The organism is Sinorhizobium sp. NFACC03 (assembly GCF_900103435.1).
GTDB lineage: Bacteria > Pseudomonadota > Alphaproteobacteria > Rhizobiales > Rhizobiaceae > Ensifer.
In genome coordinates, this window is sequence record NZ_FMXF01000033.1 from 40,759 (window position 1) to 67,259 (window position 26,501).

The 26,501-nt window shown below is 60.1% G+C and carries 25 protein-coding genes; 15 read left to right on the forward strand and 10 right to left on the reverse strand.

The genetic code is table 11. The features are described 5' to 3' along the window. Positions 1 to 51: 51 nt before the first annotated feature. The gene (locus tag BLU35_RS28825) at positions 52 to 855 is read left to right on the forward strand and encodes a L,D-transpeptidase (protein WP_093235575.1); all 804 of its coding nucleotides are present in this window, start codon (positions 52 to 54) and stop codon (positions 853 to 855) included. A 327-nt stretch (positions 856 to 1,182) separates the two neighbouring features. Here the strand turns inward: BLU35_RS28825 and BLU35_RS28830 are convergent, their stop codons facing one another. Beyond that, positions 1,183 to 2,100, reverse strand: a complete 918-nt coding sequence (locus tag BLU35_RS28830; protein ID WP_093235576.1) for a LysR substrate-binding domain-containing protein — start codon at positions 2,098 to 2,100, stop codon at positions 1,183 to 1,185. Here BLU35_RS28830 and BLU35_RS28835 point away from each other — a divergent pair. The 5 genes from BLU35_RS28835 to BLU35_RS28860 all read left to right on the forward strand — a co-directional run bounded on the left by BLU35_RS28835 (position 2,089) and on the right by BLU35_RS28860 (position 6,845). Continuing rightward, the gene (locus BLU35_RS28835) at positions 2,089 to 2,358 is read left to right on the forward strand and encodes a transporter substrate-binding domain-containing protein (RefSeq protein WP_093235606.1); all 270 of its coding nucleotides are present in this window, start codon (positions 2,089 to 2,091) and stop codon (positions 2,356 to 2,358) included. The two genes, BLU35_RS28830 and BLU35_RS28835, sit on opposite strands and share 12 nt — an antisense overlap. A 6-nt stretch (positions 2,359 to 2,364) precedes the next feature. Continuing rightward, a complete protein-coding gene (locus BLU35_RS28840; protein WP_210185170.1) occupies positions 2,365 to 3,075 on the forward strand; it encodes an ABC transporter permease in 711 nt (236 codons plus the stop codon). A 2-nt stretch (positions 3,076 to 3,077) separates the two neighbouring features. Beyond that, positions 3,078 to 3,818 (forward strand): ABC transporter permease, encoded by a 741-nt coding sequence (locus tag BLU35_RS28845; protein ID WP_093235578.1) that lies wholly within the window; start codon positions 3,078 to 3,080, stop codon positions 3,816 to 3,818. A 570-nt stretch (positions 3,819 to 4,388) separates the two neighbouring features. Beyond that, on the forward strand, positions 4,389 to 5,921 hold the full coding sequence (locus BLU35_RS28855; protein ID WP_093235581.1) for an FAD-dependent oxidoreductase: 1,533 nt from the start codon (positions 4,389 to 4,391) through the stop codon (positions 5,919 to 5,921). Positions 5,922 to 5,999: 78 nt separating this feature from the next. After that, complete coding sequence (locus BLU35_RS28860) at positions 6,000 to 6,845, forward strand: SHOCT domain-containing protein (RefSeq protein ID WP_093235582.1); 846 nt, start codon at positions 6,000 to 6,002, stop codon at positions 6,843 to 6,845. Positions 6,846 to 6,928: 83 nt separating this feature from the next. Here the strand turns inward: BLU35_RS28860 and BLU35_RS28865 are convergent, their stop codons facing one another. The 3 genes from BLU35_RS28865 to BLU35_RS28875 form a co-directional block, all read right to left on the reverse strand. Continuing rightward, entirely contained in the window at positions 6,929 to 8,023 is a 1,095-nt protein-coding gene (locus BLU35_RS28865; protein ID WP_093235609.1) for a septal ring lytic transglycosylase RlpA family protein, read from the reverse strand. A 505-nt stretch (positions 8,024 to 8,528) separates the two neighbouring features. After that, positions 8,529 to 9,173 (reverse strand): hypothetical protein, encoded by a 645-nt coding sequence (locus BLU35_RS28870; RefSeq protein ID WP_093235584.1) that lies wholly within the window; start codon positions 9,171 to 9,173, stop codon positions 8,529 to 8,531. A 232-nt stretch (positions 9,174 to 9,405) separates the two neighbouring features. Then, positions 9,406 to 9,696, reverse strand: a complete 291-nt coding sequence (locus tag BLU35_RS28875; RefSeq protein ID WP_286161660.1) for a type II toxin-antitoxin system Phd/YefM family antitoxin — start codon at positions 9,694 to 9,696, stop codon at positions 9,406 to 9,408. A gap of 389 nt (positions 9,697 to 10,085) precedes the next feature. Between BLU35_RS28875 and BLU35_RS28880 the strand changes: the two genes are divergently transcribed. After that, positions 10,086 to 10,706, forward strand: a complete 621-nt coding sequence (locus BLU35_RS28880) for a hypothetical protein (protein WP_093235585.1) — start codon at positions 10,086 to 10,088, stop codon at positions 10,704 to 10,706. Between the two features lie 846 nt (positions 10,707 to 11,552). Next, positions 11,553 to 12,038: an adenosine-specific kinase gene (locus tag BLU35_RS28885; protein WP_058330212.1), complete on the forward strand. Its 486-nt coding sequence runs from the start codon at positions 11,553 to 11,555 to the stop codon at positions 12,036 to 12,038. A 718-nt stretch (positions 12,039 to 12,756) separates the two neighbouring features. Here the strand turns inward: BLU35_RS28885 and BLU35_RS28890 are convergent. Continuing rightward, positions 12,757 to 13,569, reverse strand: coding sequence for a cysteine hydrolase family protein (locus BLU35_RS28890; protein ID WP_093235587.1), 813 nt, complete (start codon positions 13,567 to 13,569; stop codon positions 12,757 to 12,759). Positions 13,570 to 13,668: 99 nt separating this feature from the next. Then, complete coding sequence (locus tag BLU35_RS28895) at positions 13,669 to 14,505, reverse strand: alpha/beta fold hydrolase (RefSeq protein ID WP_093235610.1); 837 nt, start codon at positions 14,503 to 14,505, stop codon at positions 13,669 to 13,671. Between the two features lie 239 nt (positions 14,506 to 14,744). Here BLU35_RS28895 and BLU35_RS28900 point away from each other — a divergent pair, with 239 nt between their 5' ends. Further along, complete coding sequence (locus BLU35_RS28900) at positions 14,745 to 15,716, forward strand: GlxA family transcriptional regulator (RefSeq protein WP_093235612.1); 972 nt, start codon at positions 14,745 to 14,747, stop codon at positions 15,714 to 15,716. Positions 15,717 to 16,134: 418 nt separating this feature from the next. Here BLU35_RS28900 and BLU35_RS28905 read toward each other — a convergent pair whose 3' ends face one another. Beyond that, positions 16,135 to 16,872: a GntR family transcriptional regulator gene (locus tag BLU35_RS28905; RefSeq protein ID WP_210185171.1), complete on the reverse strand. Its 738-nt coding sequence runs from the start codon at positions 16,870 to 16,872 to the stop codon at positions 16,135 to 16,137. 287 nt (positions 16,873 to 17,159) lie between these two features. On the opposite strand from BLU35_RS28905, the gene BLU35_RS28910 reads away from it, so the two are divergent. The 4 genes from BLU35_RS28910 to BLU35_RS28925 are packed head-to-tail and all read left to right on the forward strand — an operon-like array spanning position 17,160 to position 21,057. Further along, on the forward strand, positions 17,160 to 18,095 hold the full coding sequence (locus BLU35_RS28910) for an ABC transporter substrate-binding protein (protein WP_093235590.1): 936 nt from the start codon (positions 17,160 to 17,162) through the stop codon (positions 18,093 to 18,095). 5 nt (positions 18,096 to 18,100) lie between these two features. Then, positions 18,101 to 19,063 carry an amino acid ABC transporter permease gene (locus BLU35_RS28915; RefSeq protein WP_093235591.1) on the forward strand — a complete coding sequence of 321 codons (963 nt, stop codon included), beginning with the start codon at positions 18,101 to 18,103 and terminating at the stop codon, positions 19,061 to 19,063. Beyond that, a complete protein-coding gene (locus tag BLU35_RS28920) occupies positions 19,060 to 19,830 on the forward strand; it encodes an amino acid ABC transporter ATP-binding protein (protein ID WP_093235593.1) in 771 nt (256 codons plus the stop codon). The genes BLU35_RS28915 and BLU35_RS28920 overlap by 4 nt, the downstream gene beginning before the upstream one ends. A 33-nt stretch (positions 19,831 to 19,863) precedes the next feature. Then, positions 19,864 to 21,057, forward strand: coding sequence for an amidohydrolase (locus tag BLU35_RS28925; protein WP_210185172.1), 1,194 nt, complete (start codon positions 19,864 to 19,866; stop codon positions 21,055 to 21,057). Positions 21,058 to 21,937: 880 nt separating this feature from the next. Here BLU35_RS28925 and BLU35_RS28930 read toward each other — a convergent pair. Next, positions 21,938 to 22,186: a hypothetical protein gene (locus tag BLU35_RS28930; RefSeq protein ID WP_093235596.1), complete on the reverse strand. Its 249-nt coding sequence runs from the start codon at positions 22,184 to 22,186 to the stop codon at positions 21,938 to 21,940. Between the two features lie 356 nt (positions 22,187 to 22,542). Then, positions 22,543 to 23,451 (reverse strand): LysR substrate-binding domain-containing protein, encoded by a 909-nt coding sequence (locus BLU35_RS28935; protein ID WP_093235598.1) that lies wholly within the window; start codon positions 23,449 to 23,451, stop codon positions 22,543 to 22,545. A gap of 120 nt (positions 23,452 to 23,571) precedes the next feature. On the opposite strand from BLU35_RS28935, the gene BLU35_RS28940 reads away from it, so the two are divergent. Further along, a complete protein-coding gene (locus BLU35_RS28940; RefSeq protein ID WP_093235599.1) occupies positions 23,572 to 24,825 on the forward strand; it encodes an aromatic ring-hydroxylating oxygenase subunit alpha in 1,254 nt (417 codons plus the stop codon). Then, positions 24,815 to 25,900 (forward strand): FAD-binding oxidoreductase, encoded by a 1,086-nt coding sequence (locus BLU35_RS28945; RefSeq protein WP_093235601.1) that lies wholly within the window; start codon positions 24,815 to 24,817, stop codon positions 25,898 to 25,900. Before BLU35_RS28940 ends, BLU35_RS28945 begins: the two co-directional genes overlap by 11 nt. Positions 25,901 to 25,947: 47 nt before the next feature. On the opposite strand, the gene gfa is transcribed toward BLU35_RS28945, so the two are convergent. Next, the coding region (gene gfa / locus BLU35_RS28950; protein ID WP_093235603.1) for an S-(hydroxymethyl)glutathione synthase at positions 25,948 to 26,501 on the reverse strand (554 nt) is incomplete at its 5' end.

Below are 26,501 nucleotides of genomic sequence, written 5' to 3' on the forward strand. Positions count from 1 at the left end.
GTGCCCATGCGGTGGGTATGATGCCGACCGTTCGTTTGGGGTAAAAAGTGCATGCGTAAGCCGCAAGATCAGAAGCTTTCCTCTGGCGCGCCCATACCGGAGTCCGGGTACATCGTCTCCCGCCGCGCCGTGCTTTCGGGCCTCGGTGTCATGACCCTGCTTGGCGCTTCCGGCTGCTCGCAGACGCTGGAACTCCCGTCGCTGGGACCAATCGAGCCGTCGGGTGGTATGCCGCCTGTGGGCGTTGACCACATGCCGACCGGGTCCATCCGCCCGATCCCACCGATCAGCGTCGACAGCAACATCACCGACAATAGCACGATGTATGCCTCGCTGATCGATAATGGTTTCGTGATCCCGGCAATCCCGTTCCAGAAGGTCAGGCCGGAATTCCGGCGTCAGATTGTTATCGATCCGACCGGCGAGGCGCCGGGTACGATCGTGGTACGGCTCAACGAGCGGCATCTCTATTGGGTGCAGGAAGGCGGCGAAGCGATCCGTTACGGCGTCGGCATCGGCAAGGCCGGCTTCGAATGGAACGGCCGCGCGGAGATTCAGTACACAAAGGAGTGGCCGACCTGGACGCCGCCCAAAGAGATGATCGCGCGCAAGCCGGAGCTGGTGAAATGGACGGGCGGTCAGCCGGGTGGGCTCGACAATCCGCTCGGCGCCCGCGCGCACTATATCTACAAGGACGGCCACGACACTGGCTATCGCGTGCACGGCTCACCGGAATGGTGGACCATTGGCACTCAAGCATCTTCTGGTTGCGTGCGCATGATCAATCAGGACGTCATCGACCTCTACAACCGGGTCAAGGCCTCGCCGACCAAAGTCCCGATTGTGGTGGCGTAAAAGCCTTCCGCGCTGAGTGCGTAGGGAATCGAAGGATCACGACAGTCCCTACCACCGCTGAAGGAACTTGGGCGAGAAGGTATCTTGGGTTCCCCCCATGCTTCTATTGAATAGAAAAATGAGTCTGAGCCAAATTGCATGCTGAAACACACCCACACCTGCCGGGCCGCGTCAAAAGGTCATTGCGACCTCAGCCAGAACGCAAGACCGGAAAGTCGAGAACCGAAGACGTCGGACCAACGTGAAACCAACCTGCACACCATGCGTCTCTTGCTCGAACGAGGCCGGCGAGAACAGTACTAGGACTGAAAGCACATGCGGGACTGGTTACCCCAGTTTAGCCGTCGCAATACCTTGATCCAGGAGCCAGCTTCTTAGGATCGCAACCTCTGGTCGCGCAAGATTAGCGTCGGGTGTCATGATGACATAGGGCTGCCTAATCGGCAGCGATATCCCGAAGGCATCGACCAGCCGCCCGGTGCAAAGCTCGGTCTCGACCAGGAAATCTGGAGCCAGAGCGAAGCCGGCGCCCGACAGACAGGCATCGATCGCAAGGTGCACCAGATTGAACGACAAGGTTGACCGCAGTTCGAGATGCCCAAACCCGGTTGCAGCAAACCATGCTTCCCACCCTTCATCGTGCCAGCCCGGTTCGGCATAATCCACCTTGATCAGGGGCCGGGACAACAAGTCAGCAGGTGTCGACGCAGGCGGGAGGGTGGCCGCCAAGTCGGGCGAACCGACGACAACCAGGCTGCCATTGATCAGCGTATCCTGTCGGACGCCCGGAATCGTTCCACGGCCATGATAGATTGCAAGATCCGGATCCGGCTCCCTAGTGCTCCATCGGTGCGGCAGAGCCATGACAGCCACGGAGATGTCGGGATGAGCCTTGCGAAATTTGCCAATGCGGGGTGCAAGCCACTTCGTTGCGAGTGAAAACTGGCAACGAACGGTGACGGTGCTGAGTCCGCCGGGCACTCGCGCCGCAGCGCCAACGGCGGTGAGTTGATCGAAGATTGCACCGAGGCGCGTTGCAAAGACCCGGCCGGTCTCCGTCAACCCCACGCCATTGGCGCGCCGTTCAAACAGCGGTCCACCGACCCACTCTTCGAGCTGTTTCATGTGATGACTGACTGCGCCCGGGGTCACGCTCAGCTCACCAGCCGCCCTGGCGAAGCTCAGATGGCGCGCCGCAGCTTCGAAAGCGCGCAGTGCGGGCAGCGGCGGTAAATGACGGGCCATGTCGAGCGGATAGCTCTCACGGGTTCGCCACAAGGCGAAACGATCGAGATCCTGTCACCCAATCTTGATTTCGAGCAGTTCGACTATCTCGGCGTCGGTGTCGGCGGACTGATGCGCAAGGATACCGAGGAGCTTCGCAAAGCATGGGACGTGGCCCTTTGCCAACTGAAGAAAGACGGCGAAGTCACACGGATTTCGCAGCAATGGTTTGGTTTCGATATCTCGACCAAGGCCGACCCGAAAATCTGCGGGGAATGATTTTTGATGGCTGCGGACGCGTCCATTCTTCAAATGCTGGCCTGGGACGATCAGGGCTGGTCCAGGCCGCTCCTGTTCGGGCTCGGCGTCACCGTAACCTGCGCGAGCCTCGGCTACGTTCTCGGTGTCGCCCTTGGGTTTGCGATTGCACTGGCGAAGCTCGGAAGCAATCGCTGGATCGCGGGCGTAGCCAATCTCTATACGACAGTGATGCGAGGAGTGCCGCCCTTGCTCGTCATTTTCCTTCTCTTTTTCGGAACCAACGGGGCGCTGATGTGGGTCGCGCGCGGTTTCGGTTACACCGGCTACATCGAGATAGACGCGTTTTCGGTCGGCGTGATGGCCGTCACCCTCGTCTCGGCATCCTATAGCTCCGAAGTGTTCCGCGGCGCGCACGGCACAATTCCAGCCGGGCAGTTCGAGGCTTTCGCCGCGCTCGGCCTTCGTCCGCTTCTGGGACTCTATTTGGTCATCATGCCGCAAATGTTCCGGCAGGCCCTGCCGGGCCTGGGCAATGTCTGGATCATGGCCATCAAGGAAACGACACTGCTTTCCGTGATCTCTGTGGCCGAGCTTATGCGGGTCGTCGGCCTCGCCGGGCGCACGACCGGACAACCCTTCGTCTTTTACGGCGCCGCGGCTGTCATCTATTTCGTGCTTGTCGCCGTATCCTCGCGGGTGTTCGTCGCCGTCGAGAACAGAATGCGCTGGGGCTGATCATGGATTTCGAAACGACACTACACGTTGCTAGCGAGCTGGCTGGCGTAATCTGGGTCACATTGGCACTGGCGGCAGCAACCCTCCCACTTGGTTTCGTCCTGGCGGGTGTTGCCACTTGGGCGCGTGCTTCGCGTCATCGGTCTCTTCGGGCTATCGCATCAGCCTATGTTCTAGCGTTCCGCTCCACGCCGCTGCTGGTTCAGATCTTCGTCCTTTACTATGGCCTCAGCCAGTTCGCATGGCTGCGCGAAAGTCCAGCATGGATCCTGTTGAGGGAGCCTTTCGCCTGTGCGGTGATCGCCATGAGCCTTTGCTCGGGCGCATATACGGCCGAGGTGATGCGCGGCGGCCTAGCCGCCGTGCCCAAAGGTGCGATCGAGGCAGCCCGCGCGCTGGGACTGTCGTCGATCAAGGTCTTTTTTCTCGTCACCGCTCCGATAGCCGTGAGACGCGCTTTGCCGGCCTACAGCAACGAGATCGTCGTGACGCTCAAGGCGACGTCGCTTGCCAGCACCATCACGGTGATGGAACTGACCGGCGTAGCAAAGGATCTGATGAGCGAGACCTTCGCCGTCATCCAGGTATTCTGCATGGTAGCCGCCATATATTTGGTCATCAATTCGGCACTGATCCTCGGATTGCGTTTGTTGGAAATCTACCTTGCTCCACCACACGAGCGGCCGCTTAGGCATCAGCGCGGGAGAAATCGAAAGACTGAAGTACGATCAGCGGATGCATGAGTTGAAGCCAAGCGAATTCAAAACTTGACGCTCTCGAACGGATTCGAACCATCGGTCGCATAGTTTGCCACAGCCTCAGACCGCAACTCCCGCATGAAAACCATCAAGCCAAAGAGCCGCGTGCTCTTTAAAGCTGCAGATCTCGGCGGTAATGCGAGCGTATAAGGCGGCATCGAAGTCGTCGGGCAGTTCGCTCACCGCCCTACTTGCCTCACTGATCCTTCCCATCTGCGCAAGACACGCCGCCTCGTTCAGCTGCGAGCGTGCTATGTGACTGCCTTGCGATCCGCCGACAATCACGACTTCGGCCCACTATTGGAATTCGCGCGGTCCTGAACCGCCGAACAACGTTATGGTCACGTGGCGAGGGCCGCCGTATTCACGGAGGCACAGCGCCGGTGCCCGGGTTGCTCCTATGGGGCATATTGCAAAAATTGTGCGCAACTGCAGGTCAAATTCGCTTGCCTGGGAGCCGGAATGGCGGACAATTCCAGACGAGTTGCCTGTTGGGTAGGCAAGCCCAGCGTCGCGGTGGGCGACATCGGCAGTTGCCCTTCGACGGAGGAGAAGATGGCCGGTAACCATTCAGACCCGAGCGGACCCGACCTCGCCTTCGGCATTGCGCTCGCCGATCTCCCCGATGGCGGAAAGTTGATCGGTCATCGCGATGGCGAGCCGGTGCTTCTGGTGCGCCGCGGATCCGAGATCTTCGCGGTAGCCGCCAGCTGCTCGCATTACGGTGGGCCGCTGGTCGATGGCCTCGTCGCCGACGACACCGTTCGCTGCCCCTGGCATCACGCCTGCTTTGATCTGCGCACCGGAGTGGCCCTGCGTGCTCCGGCGTTATCGCCGCTCGCCTGCTGGTCGGTTGAACAGCACGGCGGCAAAATAATCGTCGGCGAGAAGCGCAAGAAGCAGTCACCGGTTTCACGCGAAGGCGATGCCGGAGCGGCTCCCGAAAAGATCGTCATCGTCGGTGGCGGCGCCGCCGGCTTTGCCGCCGCCGAAAGACTGCGGCGCGAACAATTTCAGGGCGCAATCGTCATGATCAGCGATGACGAGGCGCTGCCCGTCGACCGCCCTAACCTTTCGAAGGACTATCTCGCCGGTAAGGCGCCGGAGGACTGGATCCCGCTGCGCAAGGAGGGCTTCTATCCCAAGAACGGCATCGACTTGCGCCTCGGAACCAGGGTTGCCGGCATCGATGTCCGCGCCAGCGAAATCTTGCTCGCCGATGGGGCGCGGGTCGCCTTCGACAGACTGTTGCTGGCGATGGGCGCCGAACCGGTTCGCCTGACCATACCCGGCGCCGACCAGCCTCACGTCCACACGCTGCGCTCGCTTGCCGACAGTCGGAAGATCATCGCGCAAGCCGGCACCGCACGCAGCGCCGTCGTCCTGGGCGCCAGCTTCATCGGCCTCGAAGTTGCCGCCGCCCTTCGAAGCCGCGGTGTCAAAGTGCATGTGGTGGCGCCCGAGGAACGGCCGATGGAACGGATACTGGGGCCGCAGATCAGCGATTTCATCCGCGCCCTGCATGAGGAGAATGGCGTCATCTTCCACCTTGGGGATACCGCGGCGAGCATCGGCGCAACGGAGATCCAGCTGAGCAGCGGCGGCATCTTGGCCGCAGACATGGTCGTTGTCGGCATCGGCGTGCGGCCGCGGGTCGGTCTCGCCGAAGCGGCCGGGCTCGCCACCGATCGGGGCGTCCTGGTCGATGCCTATCTTGAGACCAGCGTGCCGGGCATATATGCGGCCGGCGATATTGCCCGGTGGCCCGATCCCCATAGCGGCGAGAACATCAGAGTGGAGCACTGGGTGGTGGCGCAGCGGCAAGGCGCTGCAGCCGCACTCAACATGCTCGGACGCCGGAAGGAGTTCACGGATGTGCCGTTCTTTTGGAGCCAGCATTACAACGTTCCGATCAACTATGTCGGCCATGCCGAAGGATGGGACGAGATCGAGGTCGAGGGCGACATTCCCGCCAAGGACTGCCTCCTGCGCTTCAAGCGCGGCGGACGTGTGCTGGCGGTCGCCACGATCTTCCGCGACACCGAGAGCCTCGAGGCAGAACTGGCGATGGAGCGGGGCGAGGCCTAGTAGTGACGAATTGCTATCTGAGCCAAAGGGCGGAACAGACAGGCGACCTCAGCGGAGAGGAGTAAGGAAGCGATCGCGATGAGACAACTCAGTGAAGAGGGCCGACGAACCCTGGGAGGGATTGCAGAGCGGTACGGGGTCAGCCTCGGCGCGGTGGAGCACCTTCTGATGGCGATTATCGCCGGGCAGGCGACACAGGCCCAGTTCAACCATCCCGATCTAGGTGGGATGGGGCAATGGTCGCAGGGCGGCATGATCATGGTCGGCGACATGTTCAACAATGCGCTGAAGGCAAACGTGGCCGGAGTTTGTTCCGAGCTTGCGGCCTTGGTGCGCGGCATGGATTTGCCGCGCCCGCAGACGTCGCGCCAGTCCCAATATCAAGACCAGGGCGGCGGCGTCAGCCTGTTCGTGCCGGGCGCGCTTTCGGCTGGGAACTGGTGGCCCGAGGAGCTCGGGCATCCTGCCTCGACCGGGGCGCAGAATGACCTGCGTTATGCCTTTTTCCCGACAACCCGACGGCTAGCGATCGATATCGGCGGCCGGGTTATGGTCTATGACACGAAGGACCATCGCATTGGCGGGTTCTCGCAACAGCAAAGCGGCGACCAGTCGCTGAGCTTTACCTCTCAGTATGGGCTGGTGAAAATTTCGGAACTGGATGTGATACGGCAGGGCGGCAAGGAACCGGCAGACACGCCGGCTACCGAAGCATCCGCCGCCACGGCTGCGCCGTCGATATTCGCATCGTCCGCGTCGGAATCCGCCGAGCCACAACAGGGGGCACATCCAGCGCCGGAGGCGGTTCGGTCGGATGAGGACATCTTCGACAAGATCGAACGCCTCGCGGCACTTCATGCGAAAGGCATTCTCACGGATCAGGAATTCGAGGCCACGAAGTCGGAGTTACTCAGCCGACTATAGTATCCGATGAACGGGGCTTGCCACGGAGGTCAATGGAAGGCTTTCCATCGAGCCGCGCCGGGCGATGACGACCGTCAACGACGCTAGGTAAGATCTAATGTTGTGCCCCGCCAGCGGCAGCCGTTTTGGCAAGAGCGGCGTCGCCTTATGGAGATTACCCCGGTAAGACGCTTGGTGCCGCTGCCGGCCGCCAGAGGGAGAACTTGAACCCCACACATGTCGCGCAGACCGTCATCGCCGTCCTCGTCCAAGCAATATTTGACACCAAGCGTCGCCAGGGAGGGCATTTCGTGAGTCTGTGGTGCGATCTTGGCGCTTCGTGACATCGATGGTGTGTGTTCGGACAGCCAATCAGGCAACATCCCGAGTTGGTTGGATGTGTGTGACGCGACCGCGGAGTTGGTCCCAGTCTGGTAGGAGGCGCTCTGCGTTTTTTCGGCAAGGTTCGTCCGCGTCAGAGAGAAAGACTGACTGTCGCTTCGCAACTGGTCGCCAATCGACTGATCCGAGGCCACCATTACGCCGGTTGCGATTTGAGGCTCCGGATTGACGGCTGGGAAACGGTCCCTCTTCTTGATGTAGGAGGCTAGGAGGTAGGGCATGTCGTCCCCACCCAAGCGGGCGCGCCCCACATACTGCACCCGAACGGATGCCGTGCCACGGTGCTTCAGGTCCAGCATGTCTGCTGCTTTGCTGGAAACGTCGATGATGCGACCCTTTCGATAAGGACCGCGATCGTTGACGCGCAGGATGAGCGAAGAACCGTTTTCAAGATTGGTCACCCGCACATAGCTGGGCAAGGGAAGGGTCGGATGTGCGGCGGACAGGTGTTTCGGGTCATAATCTTCGCCGTTTGCGGTCCGCCTCCCCTGAAAAGCCGAGCCGTACCAGGAAGCCACCCCCTTCCTGTCGTAGTTCGGGTCCTCCTTCGGAAAATAGCTCTTGCCTTTCACTACATAGGGCTTGCCAACCACATAGCGGCCACCGCCCTTGGCGACATTCTTGCGGTGGGCGACCCACGGGTTAGCCTTCGCTCCGAATACCTTTTCGGAGATATATGCTTTGCTGCGGTTCGTGTTGGGCGCTTGCGTGGTCGTACAGGCAGCACAGCAGGCGCAGATCACCGTAATCGCCAACCATCGCACACCTTTCGCGGGCGTATTTACCTCAATGACCATCTGTCCAACGCTAGCGACGGACTTCCATGCAACTGCGGCAAGCCTCGACATAAGCGCTGACATAAGCGCTCATGTCGGCCACGCGCCTGCAGTCTGTGCACTGGGTCCAGAGACAGACGGAATAGCAGCTGTGGCACTCGTCGATGCATCACTGCACTTGCGGTCTCGCCATTAATTCGCTCCATCCGTGAAGTAACTGTAAAATCAGATCTGATGCCAAAAAGTTCCACGGGGACACACGCGACGTGGTTGGAGTCGCCCCGGCCTCGCTACGCTTGAGGCCTCTTTGGGGGAGGAAACAGCTACCCACTTGTCTATGATCCAGTTGAAACCTGCACGCCCCACGACCGACAATTCCCTCGCCCTGATCGGAATCGAACCGTCACCCCACGGGGGGTCGACATTCCCGCGGCTGTCAAACTTAAATGGCTGTCGCCTCGGCGGCTTCCGCCAGTCGATGCACAGAGCGCCGGCCAAGCGAGGGGCGCTCTGTGCAGCCGCTGAGCTAGTTTGCCAAATCGTAAAACTGTAAGTAAATCTGCCCGGTCGAAGTCTCTATTGGCGCTGTATAGAAACTGAAGTTTTTCCCCTCGCCGGAGGTAACTGAGAATGTCGCGCCGAACAGTTGTAGGTATTCTGGAAAGTCGTGCTCGGTCTGCTCATCGAGTTGGGCCTTGATTTTCCACCGCCCCGGATCGCCCTCCTCTGTATATTTATAGGTGATACTCAGTCTCGTTGGACCAATATAAAACTGAAGCTTAATTTCGGTTTTGTCTGCCTCGAATCCAGAACTGTTATCTACAAGGAACGTATCACTTTCGCCCTGCGGAATTGGCTCCAGAACTTTCGAAACATTGCAGGAAGCTGGATTGTAGTTATAGAGAACTATTGGTTGCGACGAATTGTTCGTGACCTCTATCTCCAGAGAATCGCCGTCGCTCCCTCCGCCCGTCAACAGCCCCGCTAAACCAATTCCAGCTTGCGACCACGACGCTGCGGCCCCAGAAATCGCTCCAATTGCCGCCCCGATGAATGCGCGGGGGTTTCGAAACGTCTCATTATTGTTGGCTTGAAACAGATTAAGGTCTTTCACTGCTTGTTTGCCGGCACCATCATCAGAATCCAACCATACAATGTCGCCAGTGCTCATAACGCTAACCCCTTGAACCGTTGCAAAATGAGAGTGAGTAGACACTCGCGGCGGGAGCATACGTCGCAATCACGCTGTAAAACCATCGGTAGAATCTATGGCAATAGAACTACTTTTCGGTTCAGCCCTCCGACAGACGGTTGGCCACGCGACAGATCCTAGCAAATATTGATCGAGTCATGCCCTGCCCGGGATAGGCGTTCCGGTCGATACATTATGCAACTTCAGAGGTCTAAAACAGGAACCCGTACTTCCGTCGATTGGACACATTGAATGCCGGCATACAGCGGGTGTTCGACGCCGAGCGGCTCACGCCGACGTCCCAGGCGGGACCGCCAAGCAGATCATCGACCAGCGTTGGCCGGCCGGCGCGCAGAGCGTCGTAGTCATGAGCGGACAGCACGACGGCCGTGCGCTCACCGCGCAGCGCGACAATCTGGGGCCCATCATGGCGCGCCTTCTGCACCAACTTCGAGAATTGGTTCTTAGCGTCCTGCAGTTGCTTGCCATTGAAAGTGCCAATGTACCATGCGGCCGATCGACGTCCTGCGCGCGACCCCGCACGATCGGCAATCTAGATTGTCCGTCCGCGCGCACGACTGACCTTCGAGGGCGATACCGGCGCCCTTATGCGACGACGGTTTCCCCTGCAGTCGCGGTCGCGTCATCTGAGCTCGGCTGCAATCCGTGCCGGTAGGGCTCACTCCAGAGGCCGCACCTTCAATCTACAAATTGCTGAATTAGCACGGCATTATACTTGACATCTGAACTCATCATTTCATAGAACGAGCTCGCTCCGAGACCGGTTCCCAATCGCGTTTCGGAGCAGCAAATCACGACAGTCCGAAGCATCGGACGTGCCCTGTTTCGGGGTGCGAATGCATTCGCGCGTTTTCTTGGGGGAGTTGGGAAATGAGTGTTCTGGATCTTTCTTTGTCGTCAGCACCGCAGCTGGCCTCATACATCCGTACAACGCTACGGCTAGTCCATTTCTCGGGATTGGTTCTCGGGCTCGGCGGCGCGGTGTTTCTTGATCTGATGTTGTCACGCTACCGTCGGATGATCGTCAGCTCGGAACTCGTCGAACACGTCGAATGGATCAGCCGGTTTATCACGGCCGGACTCTTGCTACTCTGGGCCTCGGGCTTGGGATTTCTCCTTCTCTATCAAGTGACCGAACCCGAGAAGCTGCTCAACCCGAAGATCTGGGCCAAGGTGACGATCGTCAGCATCCTCACTGTCAACGGCTTCGCTATCCATCGCTTCGTGATACCGTTCATCCGTCGCCAAATTGGCTCCGCGCTCCTCTCGGAAATCAGACCCGCCACGAAGACCGCTCTGATAGGATGCGGCGTGATTTCAATTGTCTCCTGGAGCGTACCGGTCATCCTCGGCGCCGCGCCGCAACTGAATTTTGTGGTGCCGTGCGAGATCATACTCGGAGGCTACGCGCTGCTGTTAGTCCAGGGTTTTATTATCGCCACTCTCGTCATGCACGACCGGCGCGACAGGTGTGCCAGCATCACCGCCTGAAACCGCGAGAGCCAGGGGTTTCCTCGATATCCAAACAGACGTGGTCAATCGCCAGATACAGCGCCGGTTGCTCGAGGCGACTGTTGAGCCTGCGGGCAAAATCATGTCCAATACCCTCCCTGCAGAACGCCTGAACTTGTGCTGCAGAACCGAGCGCGTTCGATCCTCGCTGCAGAGCAAAGACGTCACCACCAGCTATGTCAACGGTAGGCTTGGCTCCCCTAGCCTACTGAACCAAATCACTCACAATCATTGGGTCCGAGTCGTGGGCGCCGGGCTGGTCCTTCTCTTACTGCTTGCGTGGCTTAACGTTTGAGGTCCCAACCATCGGGTTACTGGACCTTTGGTTTGCGGAAGGATGCAGTGCCGCGAATGCCGTCCACGAGCAGAGGCTCAGTCATGCTACGACGAGCGCGCCGGCGAAATCCGGAAGGGTTAGCGCTTCCCTAGCGCGATACAGAACAGCCATCGTACTGGCACGGCCCTACTAAGCGTTGTCGCAGCTCATGTTGTGAGCAATGCGATCTGAGATTGAAAAAGGACCCAGAACGGATGATGATCTGGAGCCTTCCGTCTGAGCGTTCGAATTCAACAGACCCCGTCTGGCGGGGAGGGAGCCGTCGGATTTTCCCGATATCGGATACCGAATTCACCCATAAACGACGATTCCCCAGCATTTGAAAAACTGACCTCACGCTTGGTCTTCGCCTCCCTTGTGTTGGTCGATCCGCGAAGAAGTGAGGATGACAGCGCTGGGGGGGCCAAAGCGGTCTCGTATGGCAGCTTGAAATCGCCTTCCGTGGTCCTACCTACCATTGCGTTGCCTACCTTGAAGGGAGCGCAGCCATGGAACTCACCGTGGTGCCCATCGTCAAGCCGGACGCCGCCAACTTCATCTTTGGCCAATCGCATTTCATCAAGACTGTGGAAGACCTCCACGAGGCGCTGGTGGGCGCGGTTCCTGGCATCCGCTTCGGGCTGGCCTTCTGCGAGGCCTCAGGTAAGCGGCTGGTGCGGTGGTCGGGTAATGAAGAAGCCATGCTCACCCTCGCACGTGACAACGCATTGGCCATTGGCGCCGGCCACACTTTCCTGATCTTCCTGGGCGACGGATTCTTTCCCGTCAACGTGCTGGCTGCGGTGCGCGCGGTGCCAGAGGTCTGCCGCATCTATTGCGCGACGGCCAACCCGACGCAGGTGATCGTCGCGCAAACGGAGCTGGGCCGCGGCGTGCTCGGCGTGGTGGATGGCGCCTCACCGCTGGGTGTCGAAACCGACGCGGACATTACGTGGCGGAAAGACCTGCTACGAAAGATCGGCTACAAGCTTTAGTGTCTGGATTAGGAGACGTCAGGGTGCCCGTACGGACGATACCGTTAAGCCCATCATCCAGGCAGGGACTCGTTCGTGCGACGCCAACGTTATGGTGCATGCGGTCGGCCGCACGCCATCTCCCTGGCGGCCTGGCGGCACTCCCATTGTTCGAGGATGGATTTGCAGCACAGCACGAGTCCATACTCGGAGAGACTTTTCTTGCGACCCGAAGGTTTCGTCGGTTTGTCGTGGATTGGTGGCCCGACTTTCGAGCATCCGCCCCCCCCTACCCCGTGCGTGAATGCTGGAACCAGATTTCCCCTAAAACATATCGCATGGGCGAGCGGCGTTCGCTTCCGCGGAGGCCCTATATAGAAGCTTGATTGGGGGTCGCGTAAAAAACTTCGAGACCGGACTGGCGAAGGAATTCTAGTTTTCCCGGGTCTCAGCCATTGTGAATGGCTGACGCGTGGTGCCCTGGCCGAGCGGCCAAAAAACTAAAGGGACTTAGGGGCTTCGGCTCCCCGAAGAGGCGACAAGAAGGCGCGGCCGCCTTCCTCGATGCGACCGTCGCCTATTACGCCGGTCTCGGTGTCGCCGTTGCCCGTGTCATGACAGACAATGGCGCCTGCTAGGGGGCGTGTCATGGATGCTGGCCTCCATCCAGCATCCAATACGAATGACAAATCTGCTGATTTGGGAATCTCATGCCGCTTCAGAAGAGCCATGAACCGCTTTAGCTGCGAAGCATTCCGACCGTCTCTTCCGTCGTCCAGAGACCATTTGCCATGTACCGGAAGTTGATGAGGGCCGCCAGGTAGCCATCGCCTTCGGGGAGTTTCGGTGCGGCAACGGCGTCGCGGACCACGGCTACCTCAAATCCCAGTTCGAGAAATTCCCGCAAGTGCGATTCCACGCACATGTTGGCGAGCATGCCTGCCAGGATGATCTGATCGACGCGCTGTTTTCGGAGCTGGAAGGGAAGGTCATTGGCCTGCGGGCCGTAAAGTTTATGTGGCGAGCAGATGATCGTCTTCCCGTCCTCGATATACTGCTTGAACTCCGGAAGAAAGTCCGCGCCCGATCCTCTGAATCCGTCCAACGTATAGGGGCCCTTGCGATCGAATATCCCAACCTGGTGTTGGAACACCTCCAGAGGTCCCTGGATCTTCCAATCGTGATCCCAAGGATAGTAGTGGTGCGGAGAGATCGCGACCACGATCCCCGCAGCCTTCGCGGCCTGAAACAATCGCGAGAGATTCGGAACTACATTGTGTTCGGTCACGCTCTCACCAACGACCGGCCAAGCCCTGCCTACAGGGCTCATGAAGTCGATTTGAGGGTCGATGACGACCAGTGCGGCCCTCGATGGGTCCAGCTTCATATTGCCCTTCTCAAGGGCCGGGTTGGCGGGATCGGCATAGGCGTCCATCGTGGCGGCCTGAGCCGTCGATGCTCCGGCTACGGTCACGGCCGATGCAGCAGCGACGCCGGCGAACGTCTTGAGAAATGAACGTCTTTGTGAATTGCAGCAGTGGTCATCGTGCATGTGTCGTTCCTTCGAGGTGATGTCAGTTGAGGCAATGGCTATATCTCCGATTTCGCACCAGGGATGGTTGCCGGCGCCGTTACCGCGCAGGCTAAAATGCTACGCCTTTACAAAGGCGAGTAGGTCGGGGTTCACGACATCGGCATGGGTGGTGCACATGCCGTGTGGGAGATTTTTGTAGATCTTCAGCGTGCTATTCTTCAGCAGCTTTGCCGAGAGCGGCGCGGAGTCGGCGATCGGCACGATCTGGTCGTCGTCGCCGTGCATGACGAGCGTCGGCACCTCGATGGTCTTGAGATCCTCGGTGAAATCGGTCTCGGAGAACGCCTTGATGCCGTCGTAATGAGCCTTGGCGCCGCCCATCATGCCCTGGCGCCACCAGTTCTGGATCACCGCTTGCGAGATCTCCGCTCCGGGCCGGTTGTAGCTATAGAAAGGTCCGCTCGCGACATCGAGGTAGAACTGCGCACGATTGGCGGCGAGCTGCTGTCGGAAACCGTCGAAGACCTCGATCGGCAGGCCGCCGGGATTGGCTGGCGTCTTGACCATGATCGGCGGCACGGCACCGATCAGCACCAGCTTGGCGACGCGGCCCCGGGGCTGGCCGTACTGAGCCACGTAGTGCGCCGCCTCGCCGCCACCGGTGGAGTGGCCGATATGGACTGCGGTTCTGAGGTCGAGATGTTCGACCACGGCGGCGACGTCGGCCGCGTAGCGATCCATATCGTGACCGTCGCTGACCTGGGCGGAGCGGCCGTGGCCACGTCGATCATGAGCGACGACGCGATAGCCTTGCGCGAGGAAATAAAGCATCTGGGTATCCCAGTCGTCTGCGCTCAACGGCCAGCCATGGTGAAAAACGATCGGCTGTGCGTCGCGCGGACCCCAGTCCTTGTAAAAAAGCTCGACGTCGTCCTTGGTAGTCACAATGCCCATGCTATTGATCCTTTCAGATTGCGTGTTGTTTGGAATGGAGGGCTGAGAGGCAGCCGGCAGGACTGGCAGAGCCGAGAAAGCCGCAGCGCTCAGGCCGAACAGCAGGAGGTCACGGCGGACCGGATCGACAACCTTGGGAAATGTCCTGCTCATTGGCGGCTCCATTGCTCAACGGGATTGACAGCACGATACGAGCAAGCATCAATGTCGCAAACGACATTAATCCCGGGATTTCGGACATGGCCCGTCGCGTGACATTTCTCGTCTATCCGGGATTCGTGCTGCTTGACCTCAGCGGCCCGCTTGAGGTGCTGTCCAATGCCGGCGTGATATCGGGGAAGCCCTATGACCTCCGGGTTGCGTCCATCGGAGGAGGATTGGTGCGCAGCACCTGCGATCTGGAGGTTGCAACGGTGCCGCTGACGATCGAGGCGACAGACACGTTCATTGTCGTCGGCGGGCGGGAGCCGCCGGAAGGGGCGTGGGTGAGTGAGATCGCGAATGCCGTTCGCGGCGCATCAGCGCGGGCCCGCCGCACCGCGAGCGTCTGCACGGGTGCTTTCCTGCTGGCGGAAAGCGGACTCTTGGACGGGCGCGCCGCGACGACCCATTGGTTCTATGCACCGAAGCTGCAGGCCCGATATCCGGCGCTCCAAGTCGATGGCGACCGCATCTTCACCAGCGATAATGGTGTGTGGACGTCGGCGGGCATGTCGGCAGGCATCGATATGACGCTCGCCCTCGTTGAGGAAGATCTCGGTAAGGAGACAGCCCAGGCGGTCGCGCGTATGCTTGTGGTCTACTACCGGCGACCGGGCGGTCAGTATCAGTTCTCGTCGTTGCTCGACTTCGATCCCGGCTCCGATCGCATCCGCAAGACCCTGAGCTATGCGCGGGAACATTTGGCCGAAAACCTTTCGGTGGAGCGCCTCGCCGACGTTGCGAACCTGAGCGCCCGCCAGTTCGGGCGTGCCTTCTCCTCTTCCACCGGCATGACGCCTGCCAAGGCGGTCGAGCGGCTGCGCGTGGAGGCAGCGCGTCCCCTGATCGAGGAGGGCCGGCTGTCCTTCGACGAGATCGGCCGTCTTGTCGGGTTCACCGATCCGGATCGCATGGCCCAGAGCTTCATCCGGATCTTCGGCCATACGCCGCAGGAGATGCGGCGTATGGCCAGACAGGCTCCTACTACTGCGGAGCGCCGGACGGCATGATGACTGAGGTGTCGCATTGTTCCAACGCCTCGATTAATCGGTGTGCGTTTCGTTCGGGAAACGGCCGGACGTCGCTTGGCAGATGGGATGGTTGCCGCCTTCCCGACGGCATCGCTCTCGTATCGCCAATCCCGTAGGCCCGACCTCGTCCACTGGCCGTGTACTCCGTCTCGAGATTGGCCCCGGCGGGGGCCCGTCTACCGCAAAAAGAATAGCAGACCGAAATCTTGCCATCCTTGGAACAGCCGATCACGCGTCCGCACCCCACCGCGGCGCCATGGCGTACTGGAAGGCCGCAACCGGGGCGCATGCCTGATTTCGCCGATCCACTCCTCTTCGATCAGTGATGAACAACGTCACACCGCCGCTGCCTCCGTATGAACGCGACGGTTGCCGGGAGGAAGGCGATTTGTGCTGCTCACACGGCAGCCCCCTGTTGGACTGTTTCATACGTGCTCAATGTCAGGCCGATATCCTTTATAAGAAGATCGATGGCCTTTTTCTCGTTGCGCGCGAGAGCAGCCTCCATCAGCGCCGTATGATGTTCCACATTCGAAGCCTTTTTGAGGAGCTCGGAATATTGCTGCTCGTCGAGGTGCTCGGGCCCTCTTCCGGCGAGCGCCGGTGAAAAAAACAGGTTCCGCTGGTGGCGGTGCAGCTGAACGTAGAACTGCATGAGGGACCGCTTCAGCCAGATCGAGGGGCTGCCATTCAAGAGCGCATGGTGAAACGCATCGTGCCGCTCCTCCCATCGCGCGAGTTCCTTTTCCGGCATGTTCGGGCGTAGCGGCTCGACCTGTGCGAAGCCGTAGTGCGCGGCGACCACTTGCTGTTCCCAGCTCTCGTCGCCGAGCCGGATAGCTTCCCGCAACAATTCCGTCTCGACCACCGCGCGTGCCTTCTGCAGATCATACAGTTCTTCATGGGAGACGCTGGCAACGCGATAGCCGCGATTATGCGAAAACGTCACGAGCCGTTCGGCCTCAAGGCGCGACAGGGCCTCTCGCAGCGGCGTCATGCCAAGACCGTAACGCTCGCTCAGCGAGGAAATCGTCAAAGGCGTTTCTGGGGCAAGATGTGCATCGAGAATGTCGCGCCGCAGGCGCGTAAACGCCTCTTCCATCTTTGACATTGCCGCAGTGCCTTTGCTGTTCAACTTGCTCGTCCCATCCATCTCAAAAACCACATTATACATAATCTGATCGATCACACATAATCGTTGCGGAGGATTTATGATAGTGCTACGGATTATATACGATCTGATTGATCATCGATAATCTCTACTGAGGAGAAGGGATTTGGAGAGCCTGGAGGAGCACGAGGGAGGCTTTCCGCGACCCCGCAGCCTGTGACGGCACGTGTCGGCATCAGACCGTCGACAATCGAACAACCAAGGCTTCGGCCGCATCCCGCGGGCCGGAGACAACAAACGGAGGAAGAGAAATGGTATCGCGACACCCCTGGAAGGGCCGTATCGGCATGGCAATCGGCACGGTCGTGGCTGGCTTGACCCTGCTCGGCATCGATCCTTACGACGCTGCAGCCGCGCCGACGGCAAGCTCGGGCGGTTCTGTGACGGTCGGGTTCGACGATACCGCACCCCTGGCGAGCCTGGTGCCGGAGAAGTACCGAAAGGCCGGCGTCCTTACCGTGGCGACCCAGCCCGATTTCGAGCCGGCCAACTTCACGCCGATCGGCGAGACCGGTATCAAGGGCTACAATGTCGATCTCATGGAGGCGATGGCCGCCAAGCTCGGCCTGCCGGTGCAGTGGGACAAGGTTCCCTTCGACCAGATCCTGATCGGCATGCAGAGCAAGAAGTTCGATGCCGCCATTGCCGGCATGACCGACCGTAAGAACCGTCAGGAAAAGGTCGACTTCATCGATTACCAGCTCGCCGGCTCAGTGTTCATGATCGCCAAGGGCAATCCCAAGGGCATCACCGGCGAGGTGAGTGGCGGCTGCGGCATTACGCTCGGCGACGTCAAGGGCAGCGATGCGCAGCGTCTGGTCGACCTGATGGCCGCCGCCTGCACCGCCGAAGGCAAGGAGCCGACCAAGCTCATCTCCTATCCCAACAGCAGCGACAAGAACCTCGCTCTTACCTCCGGTCGTGTCGATGCGATGATCTGGCCGGACCTTGCCGTTGCGGTCCTGAAGCGGGAGACCGGTGACATGCTCGATTCCCTGCCGATCGAATTCGAGCCGAAGGTCTATCTCGGCATAACCTTCAACAAGGAAGAAACCGCGTTGCGCGACGCCTTCGTTGCCGCCCTCGAAGCCATCCACGAAGACGGCACCTATGACAAGATCCTGGCCGACTGGCAGGTCGAGGTCATCAAGCTCGACGACTACGGCGTCAACTTGGCGAAGGACTGATCCCGATGTCGAACCTCAACGGCAAGGGGCTTGCTGAGGACCGGCTCGACCCGGCTGTCGCGCATTACGTGCGGCAGCCGGGCGACGAGCCCCCAAGCCAGGACGGACCGGTTCGTGCCAAGCAACGGACGAAATACGGACAGATTGCCACAGCGCTGATTGCGATCACGCTTCTGGCGATGTTCGTTGCCTCCCAGGCCGGAAATCCGAACATGGAGTGGGGTGTTGTGGCCCAGTTCATGCTACATCCCGTCGTTCTCGGCGGTGTCGGCGTAACGATCGAGCTTTCCATCCTCGCGATGCTGATCTCCATCGTGCTTGCCTTCTTCATTGCGCTGATGATGCAGAGCGACAATAAGGTCGCCAGCGCCATCGGACGCATCTATGTCTGGTTCTTCCGCGGCGTGCCGATGCTGGTTCAGGTCCTGCTCTGGTATAATCTCGCGGTCCTTTTCCCGACGATCCTCGGCTACAGTACCAACTCGCTGATTTCCGGCTTCTCCGCCGGCCTGATCGCCCTGTCGCTCGCCGAATCTGGCTATATGGCGGAAATCATCCGCGGCGGCATGCTTTCGGTGCCCGCCGGCCAGACGGATGCCGGCATGAGCCTCGGGCTCACCCGCGGCCAGGCCTTGCGGCAGATCGTCTTGCCGCAGAGCATTCGGGTCATCCTGCCGCCGACGGGCAACCAGTTCATCGGCATGCTCAAGGCGACGTCCCTCGTCTCCGTCATCGGCGGCAGCGATCTCTTGACGCGCGTCCAGCTCATCTACGGCCAGAATTTCAAGATCCTGCCGCTGCTGATCGTTGCAGCGCTCTGGTATCTGATCCTCGTCACCGTCGCCAGCATCGGCCAGCATTTCCTCGAAAAGCGCTTCAGCGTCACCCAGCCTGGTTCGCGGCTGGCGCGCAAGAAGAAGCCGCGTCCCGGGCTTGCAAGCCTCGCAACCAAAGGAGACCGGGCATGACGGTGACGGCAACCACAATGCTCAAGGTCGAGGGCGTCAACAAATGGCTCGGTGAAAACCATGTCCTTCGCGGTGTCGATATCACAGTCAGGAAAGGCGAGATCGTCTGCGTGCTGGGGCCGTCCGGCTCGGGCAAGAGCACGCTTCTGCGCTGCATCAACCATCTCGATCCCGTCGATGGCGGGCTGATCGAGGTGGCGGGCGAGCGCATTGGCTACGAAATCCGTGGCGGCGTGCTTTACGAGCAGCCGGAGCGGGCGATTGCCAAGGCCCGCCAGCATATCGGCATGGTGTTCCAGCACTTCAACCTGTTCGGCCACATGACCGCGCTGGAAAATGTCGTCTACGGCCCGGTGAAGATCCTCAAGCGTTCGCACGAGGCGGTGGAGAAGGCGCAGAGCTTGCTTGCCCTCGTCGGCATGTCCGAGCGAGCTTCCGCCTATCCGAGCCAGCTTTCCGGCGGCCAGCAGCAACGGGTGGCGATCGCACGGGCGCTCGCCATGGAGCCGCGGCTGATGATGTTCGACGAACCGACCAGCGCGCTCGACCCGGAACTCGTCGGCGAGGTGCTGACTACCATGCGCAGGGTCGCCGAGGAAGGCATGACCATGCTCGTCGTCACCCACGAGATCGGTTTTGCCCGCGAGGTCGCCGACCGCGCGGTGTTCATGGATCAGGGCCGCGTCGTCGAAGACGGGCCGGCACGCGACGTGCTCGATAATCCCCGACACGAACGGACCGCGGCCTTCCTGCGGCGCGTCCGCTGATTTCTCCCTACATGTAAATAAGGAATGACAGCTGTGACAGACAGAAACTACACGCTGAGCAATGTCCGCCCCTGGGGCGGTGACGCCGTGGATATCGTCATCGACGACCGGAAGATTGCTGCGATCCGTCCTGCCGGGCAATCTGCCGCCGCCGGTATCGATGGCGACGGGCTTGTCGCGCTTCCGGGGTTCATCAACACCCATTCGCATGTCGACAAGAGTTGGTGGGGCAAGCCGTGGGTGTCCTATAGCTACTCGGAGCGCCCGACCGTCGAGGGGTGGATCGCCAACGAGCGCGCCCAGCGCGACAAATACGGCATCCCGAATGCGTCCTCCAGCGCTGCGGTGCTGCGCCAGTTCATCCGCAACGGCACGACGGCGACGCGCACCCATATCGATGTCGATCTCGGTGTCGGGCTGCGCGGGCTCGAATGCGTGCAGGCGGCGCGCGCCGAAGTGGGCGATGCCATCCAGGTCGAGACGGTCGCCTTCCCGCAGGACGGCGTCCTGCGCCGCCCCGGGGTCATGAAGCTTCTGGACGAGGCGGCCGCCGCCGGCGTCGACAAGATCGGCGGGCTCGATCCGGGCACGATCGACGGCGATGTCGAAAAGGTGCTGGACGGCCTGTTCGACATTGCGGTGAACCGCAATGTCGGTCTCGACCTGCATCTGCACGAGTTCGGCTCCCTGGGCGTCTACGAGTTCCGGCAGGTGATGCGGCGCACGATCGATGCCGGCCTGCAGGGCAAGGTGACGATCTCGCACGGCTTCGTGCTCGGGACGCTGCCGGCGAAAGTGCAGGAGGAGATCATCGAAAAGCTTGCGGAAGCAGGCGTCTCGTGGACGACCGTGGCGATGTGCGGAACGGCGCCGCTGCCGTGGCAGCAAATGCAGACTCATGGCGTGCCGCTGGGTCTCGGTACGGACGGTATCCGCGATCTGTGGTCGCCCTTCGGCGACGGCGACATGCTGCGCGTCGCACATCAGTTCGCGCGCCTGCACGGGCTGCGCCACGACGACAAGCTGGTTGCCGCGGTGGATCTAGCGACCCGGCGCGGCAGGCATTTCGTTGGACGTGACATGCACGACCTGACCGTGGGTGCGCGCGCCGATATCGTGCTGGTCGATGCCGAGAACGTACCCGATGCGCTGGTGCGCTGCCCGCCACGCCGGCTGGTCATTTCTGGCGGACGCGTGGTCGCGCGCGATGGAGACGTGCTCGTCTAAGTGAGACCGGAACGGCGGAAAGGACCAAGCCGAGCCAGCCAGAGCGTTGGAGCGACCTGCTGTCTCGGCTCGGTCGTATGTTTTCAGATGGGCCACTACCGCCGATGGCGATGGCAGCTAACCAGACCGGAGGTTCCCTGCCAACCCCTCGGCAAATCCATCGGAACGACAGGAAGCGCCCCGCTTGTGGGCGCTGGCCCGCTGGGCCGAGAGAATGCGCTCGGCCGCGGTGGGCATCGAAAGGCGAACCGATGACCACGTAAAAGCCGCGCTCCTCGACGCGGCCGATATGATCCGGATCCTTCGGATTATCTTGGATGGGAAGGAATGAGACGGCAGGACGATTCAACCTGGACTTTGGTCTGAGACAGAGTGGCAAAGGTCCTAGTTGCATTGCCGAATCTACGTTCCGCCGCCATTGGTACTGAAGCGTCAACCGGCATTGGCCCAACCACCGTTTGCGCTAGTGATCCCAGAGCGCGCCCCAGCCCCAAGCGAAGAAGCGCTCTGGGATCCATCCCTCTCCTACACCGAAATCTTACTCGCGCTTTTGCGCCTAGCTGCCCGCGACGGTCCTGCCTAGCCTGCCCATCGCTAAGGAGGACCTGACATGACCCAAAAGCCAACGTCGCCGGATGAAGGCCAGCGAGATTCCCGCCGTCGTTGATGAGGTAGTTGAGGCCGACTGTGACATCGGCCCGCAGGGCACGACATGTATGTGATCGGCGATGTCGACGATCAGGATCAAGCCAACGAGGAGCTCAACCAATAGAAGAGAAGTACGCGAGATCCGGTAAGCTGGAGTGTATCGCCTACCTCCGGTCGATCGGCAGATTTGTAGACGTCACTTGGCCAGCAGAAGCAGGGGATGGGCAAGATTTCAGAGCCACCTGTGCCGCAGGAAAGATCCCTGTAGAGCTTCCTCAATTCTCAGGTCTCTCCGGTGATCACGATCTTCGATATGCGGCGCAAACGCATTTTCGAAGGTGCCCACCAAAATGCGGACCAGCCGCGCGTCGCCGCCGATCCCGTCGAGGTTGCTCACGATCTCGCCCTGGTGGCTCGCGGCCTGCGCGACGCGTCGGCTCGCCATCGCCTCCCGGCCATTCTCCTTCGGATCGTCGGCCATGATTTCCCTCCTCAAAGATGCTCGAAAGAGCGGCCTCGCTTCCAATGTTGAAACAAGTCCAAGAGCCCGTGGGCGAGGTCGAACGCTCAGAGAGGCGACACCTTCCACCTTTCGTGAAACTACTCAGGAGGCCCCCGCAGGGACAAGTAGGTGGGGGCCAGAGGCATTTTCGATCCCAGAGTCCAGATCGAAGTGGCACGTTAAAACCTAGGAGACCCGCAAAAGTTCCGCCATGGGACCTCAGTCTCATACGAGCGCGGCAAAGGTCTCAATTCGGTTGTCGCGCAGTCGAAGCACCGATGATCTTCGCCACTAGGTAAAGGCGACAAGCTACTTGAAAGGCTTCTAACCCTCCGTCAACTTATTGCAGAAACCTCGCGCAGCCACTCAATGAACAGCCGCCCACTTTCCTTTTTTAGCTTCCTCGCCGGCACTACAACAAAATAGGCCGCCCTGGTGCGGATAGACGCTTCGGTGAGGCGGACCAAGCGGGATTGCTGGATAAGGTCGGCGACCAGGCGATTCCAACCGAGCGCAATGCCTTGCCCGTTCATTGCTGCATAAATGGCCTCCGTGTAGAAACTGCATCGCAGGCCGCGAGCCTTTTTCGGCGCCTTCACTGAAAAGGCCGCAAGCCATTCGTCCCAACCTGTCCAGGTCGGGTCGTCAATATCGCTCGTTATTAGGGGATGACCAACAAGATCTTGCGGCGTGCGGATCGGGTCGGCCGTGAGTAGATAGTCAGCGCTGCAAATCGGAAAAACTTCGTCCTCAAACAGGAGCTCCGCCTGACCGTCCGACCAAGTGCCGGTCCCATAGCGGATCGCCAGATCCACATCGCTTGCCTCGATACTTGTTCGGGCATCCTGCGTAATGATGCGAAGTTTGATTTCAGGATGGGCGCGAGAAAACGCGGCGATCCTTGGCAGAAGCCAGAAGTGCGAGAACGAGATGGTCGCCGAGATGGCCAACTCGTCATCCGGACCGTCCGACCGGAGATCGGCGACGGTGTCGGCAATAAGGTTGAATGCGTCGCCAGCCGCTGCTGACAGCAGCTTGCCCTTCTCTGTCAATTCGATCTTGCGGTGGAGCCGCCGAAACAAGGGAAAACCAAAATCCTCTTCCAGCAAATGGATTTGCCGGCTTACGGCAGCCTGGGTCACGCCGAGCTCCGTCGCCGCGCGCGTGAAGCTGGACAAACGGGCCGCCGCTTCAAATGCCGTCAAGGCGGTGAGCGGCGGTAGTTTCTTCCTCAGGTTCGCCATCTCTCTTCCATTACATTTGGTAATGTCATGCGCGTATATTTATGCCGTTGAGTGACTAGAATAGCTGAGCAATCCTGCCTTTCAGCCCATCGGCCTTCGATTGGAACATAAGGTGGAATTATGCTGCAGACATTTGCTTCTCCCATATCGACCCTTCTGGATGCAAGAGCCGAAGGACATTCACTTCCGGCCGGCCTTTACACACGCGAGGACGTGTTCGAGGCAGATCTCGAGGTGTTCTTCCGCCGCCACTGGATCTGTATCGGCCTTGAATGCGATGTGCCGGAACCGGGCGATGCAACGGTCGTCGATATCGGCAAGACCAGCCTCATCCTCTTGCGCGACGACGATGGCGAGATCCGCGTCATGCACAATGTCTGCCGCCACCGCGGCGCACGCCTGCTGGATGCCGGAAAGACGATCGTTTCGAAGCTCGTCTGTCCCTATCACACCTGGACCTATGAACTGACGGGCGACCTGAGCTATGCCCCCCATATGGGCAAGGGCTTCGACAAGGAATGCCATAGCCTCAAATCGGTGACCTTCAAATCCGTTAGTGGCCTGATCTATGCCTGCCTGTCAGACAATCCGCCCGAAGACATCGATCGCCTCGTCGAAATCATGGCCGAACGCCTCGCACCCTACGACATCAGAAACGCCAAGGTCGCGTACGAATCTGATGTGATCGAGCAGGGAAATTGGAAGCTCACGATCGAGAACAATCGCGAGTGTTACCACTGCTCCGCCAACCATCCCGAACTCTGCGTCTCCTTCGTCGACCTTGATTTCGGCTTCGACCCGGAGGCATTGAGCCCGGAAGATCGAGCCCAGGCCGAAGAGCATTTCTCGCTCTATGAGGAGCGCACCAGACTATGGGAGGCCGACGGCTATCCGTCTGCGGCCGTCGAGCAACTGGTGGACTGCACTACAAATTTTCGCACACAGCGATTGATCATTTCCGGTGCCGGCGAATCCCAGACTCCCGATGCAAAGGCCGCTTCGGCAAAGCTGCTTGGAACAATGTCGCGCAAGGATCTCGGTGACATGCATCTCTGGGGGCACAACAGCTGGAACCACTTCATGGGCGATCACGCGGTTGTCGCGATCGTCATACCGCTCTCCGCAGACAAGACTCTCGTGCGCACGAAGTGGCTCGTGCACAAGGATGCCGTCGAGGGCGTCGACTACGACCTCGAAAAACTGACCAACGTCTGGATCGCAACGACCGACCAGGACGCCGAACTCGTCGCCCGCTCACATGCCGGCGTCGAGGATCCGGCCTATGTACCAGGCCCCTACTCGCCCTTCTCCGAAACCAACCTCGACAAGTTCGCGTCGTGGTACATCGACCGGATGCGCGCCCATGGATACTAAGAGCATCTTTTCTCAGGCTGAGCGTCTTGAGCCTAACGGTTTGTGGAACCGCAACAGCGATGAAGATCTGGTCTGCGTCGATGTCCACGAAGAAACGCACGACGTAAGGACATTCACCTTCGCGTCCCCCGAGGGCAAGTGCTTTGCCTTTGAAGCCGGTCAATACTTCCTGTTCGACCTCGATATCGATGGCGAGCCGGAAAGCCGTTGCTACAGCATCTCGTCGTCGCCGAGGCGTAGTAATGCGTTTTCGGTCACGGTCAAACGCGTCGCCGGCGGCAAGATATCGAACTGGCTTCACGACAACCTGGCCGTCAATGCCAGAGTCAAGGCGAACGGTCCCCTCGGTCATTTCACGCGCCCGAACGCGAGGAAGTATCTGTTTCTGTCAGGAGGTTCAGGGATTACGCCGGTCATGGCGATGGTTCGCGAGCTCGCCGACACCTGCGAGCCTGTCGACGTCGTCTTCATGCATGCGGCACGCACCCCGAAGGACCTAGTCTTTCGCGACGAACTCGCCAATCTTGCAAATCGGATCAAAGGTCTCCGCCTGCAATTTTTACCGGAAGTCATTTCCGGCGAAGCGAACTGGCCCGGGCTGACAGGGCGGATTTCGCCCGCATATATGAAGCTAGCGGTTCCAGATCTGGCCGAGCGCGTCGTCCTGTGTTGCGGCCCGGCGCCGTTCATGGCGGCTGCACGCGCGATCTGCGCCGAACTGGGCGCTCCGCCATCCAACTATATCGAGGAGAGCTTCGACGCGGCCGTGGTCGACGACGTGGATGTTCCCGTCATCGAAGAGCCGGCCACCCGAACCTTCCAGGTCGAATTTTCCAAACAGGCTCGCAAGATCGAGGTTGCAGAAGAACAGACCGTGCTCTCCTGCGCGAAGAAGGCCGGAGTGAAACTGCCGTCATCCTGTTCGAACGGCGTCTGTGGCACGTGCAAGTCGAAGCTCGTATCCGGCTCGGTCGAGATGAACCACAATGGCGGCATCCGGCAGCGAGAAATCGACGCCGGACTCTTCCTGCCCTGTTGTTCGAAGCCGCTGAGCGACCTCGTCATCGATCGCTAAGCTACAGGGGGAATGATCCGGTCCAGCCACTGGCTGGACCGGGAACCTCATGCTTTGAGCGCACCGCTCTTCTTTGCCGTCCACGTGGCGATAACATCCATCAGTACAGGATTGAGGCAGTCATAGGGCTCAATGCCCAGTTCGCGTAACCGGGCGCGCATGCCGTCCATTCCAGCAGGATCATAGCCACTCTCGATGATCGAGGAGACGAAGGCGGCAAAGCCCGGCTTTGCCCAGCCCGCTTCCTGGAAACACTCAGGGTGGACGAAAGACAGGCCCTTGAAAGCATGATCGCGTTCGACGGGACCGTACATGTGCACGCCGCAATCCTTGCAGGCATGCCGCTGGATCAGCGCGCCTGGATCCACGACTGCAAGTTTGTCTCCGTTCTGAAGGACTTCGACGTTGGCGGTCGGTGCCACGGCAACGACTGAGAAGACAGCGCCGTCAGGCTTCCAGCATTTGGTGCAGCCGCAGGCATGGTTGTGGGCGATGTCGCCCTTGATGCGGACCTTCACCGGATTGCTGGTGCAGTTGCAGACAAGCGTGCCGCCGGAAAAGGCCGCGTCTGTCGCCTTGAACCCGCTGTCGACCGAAGGAT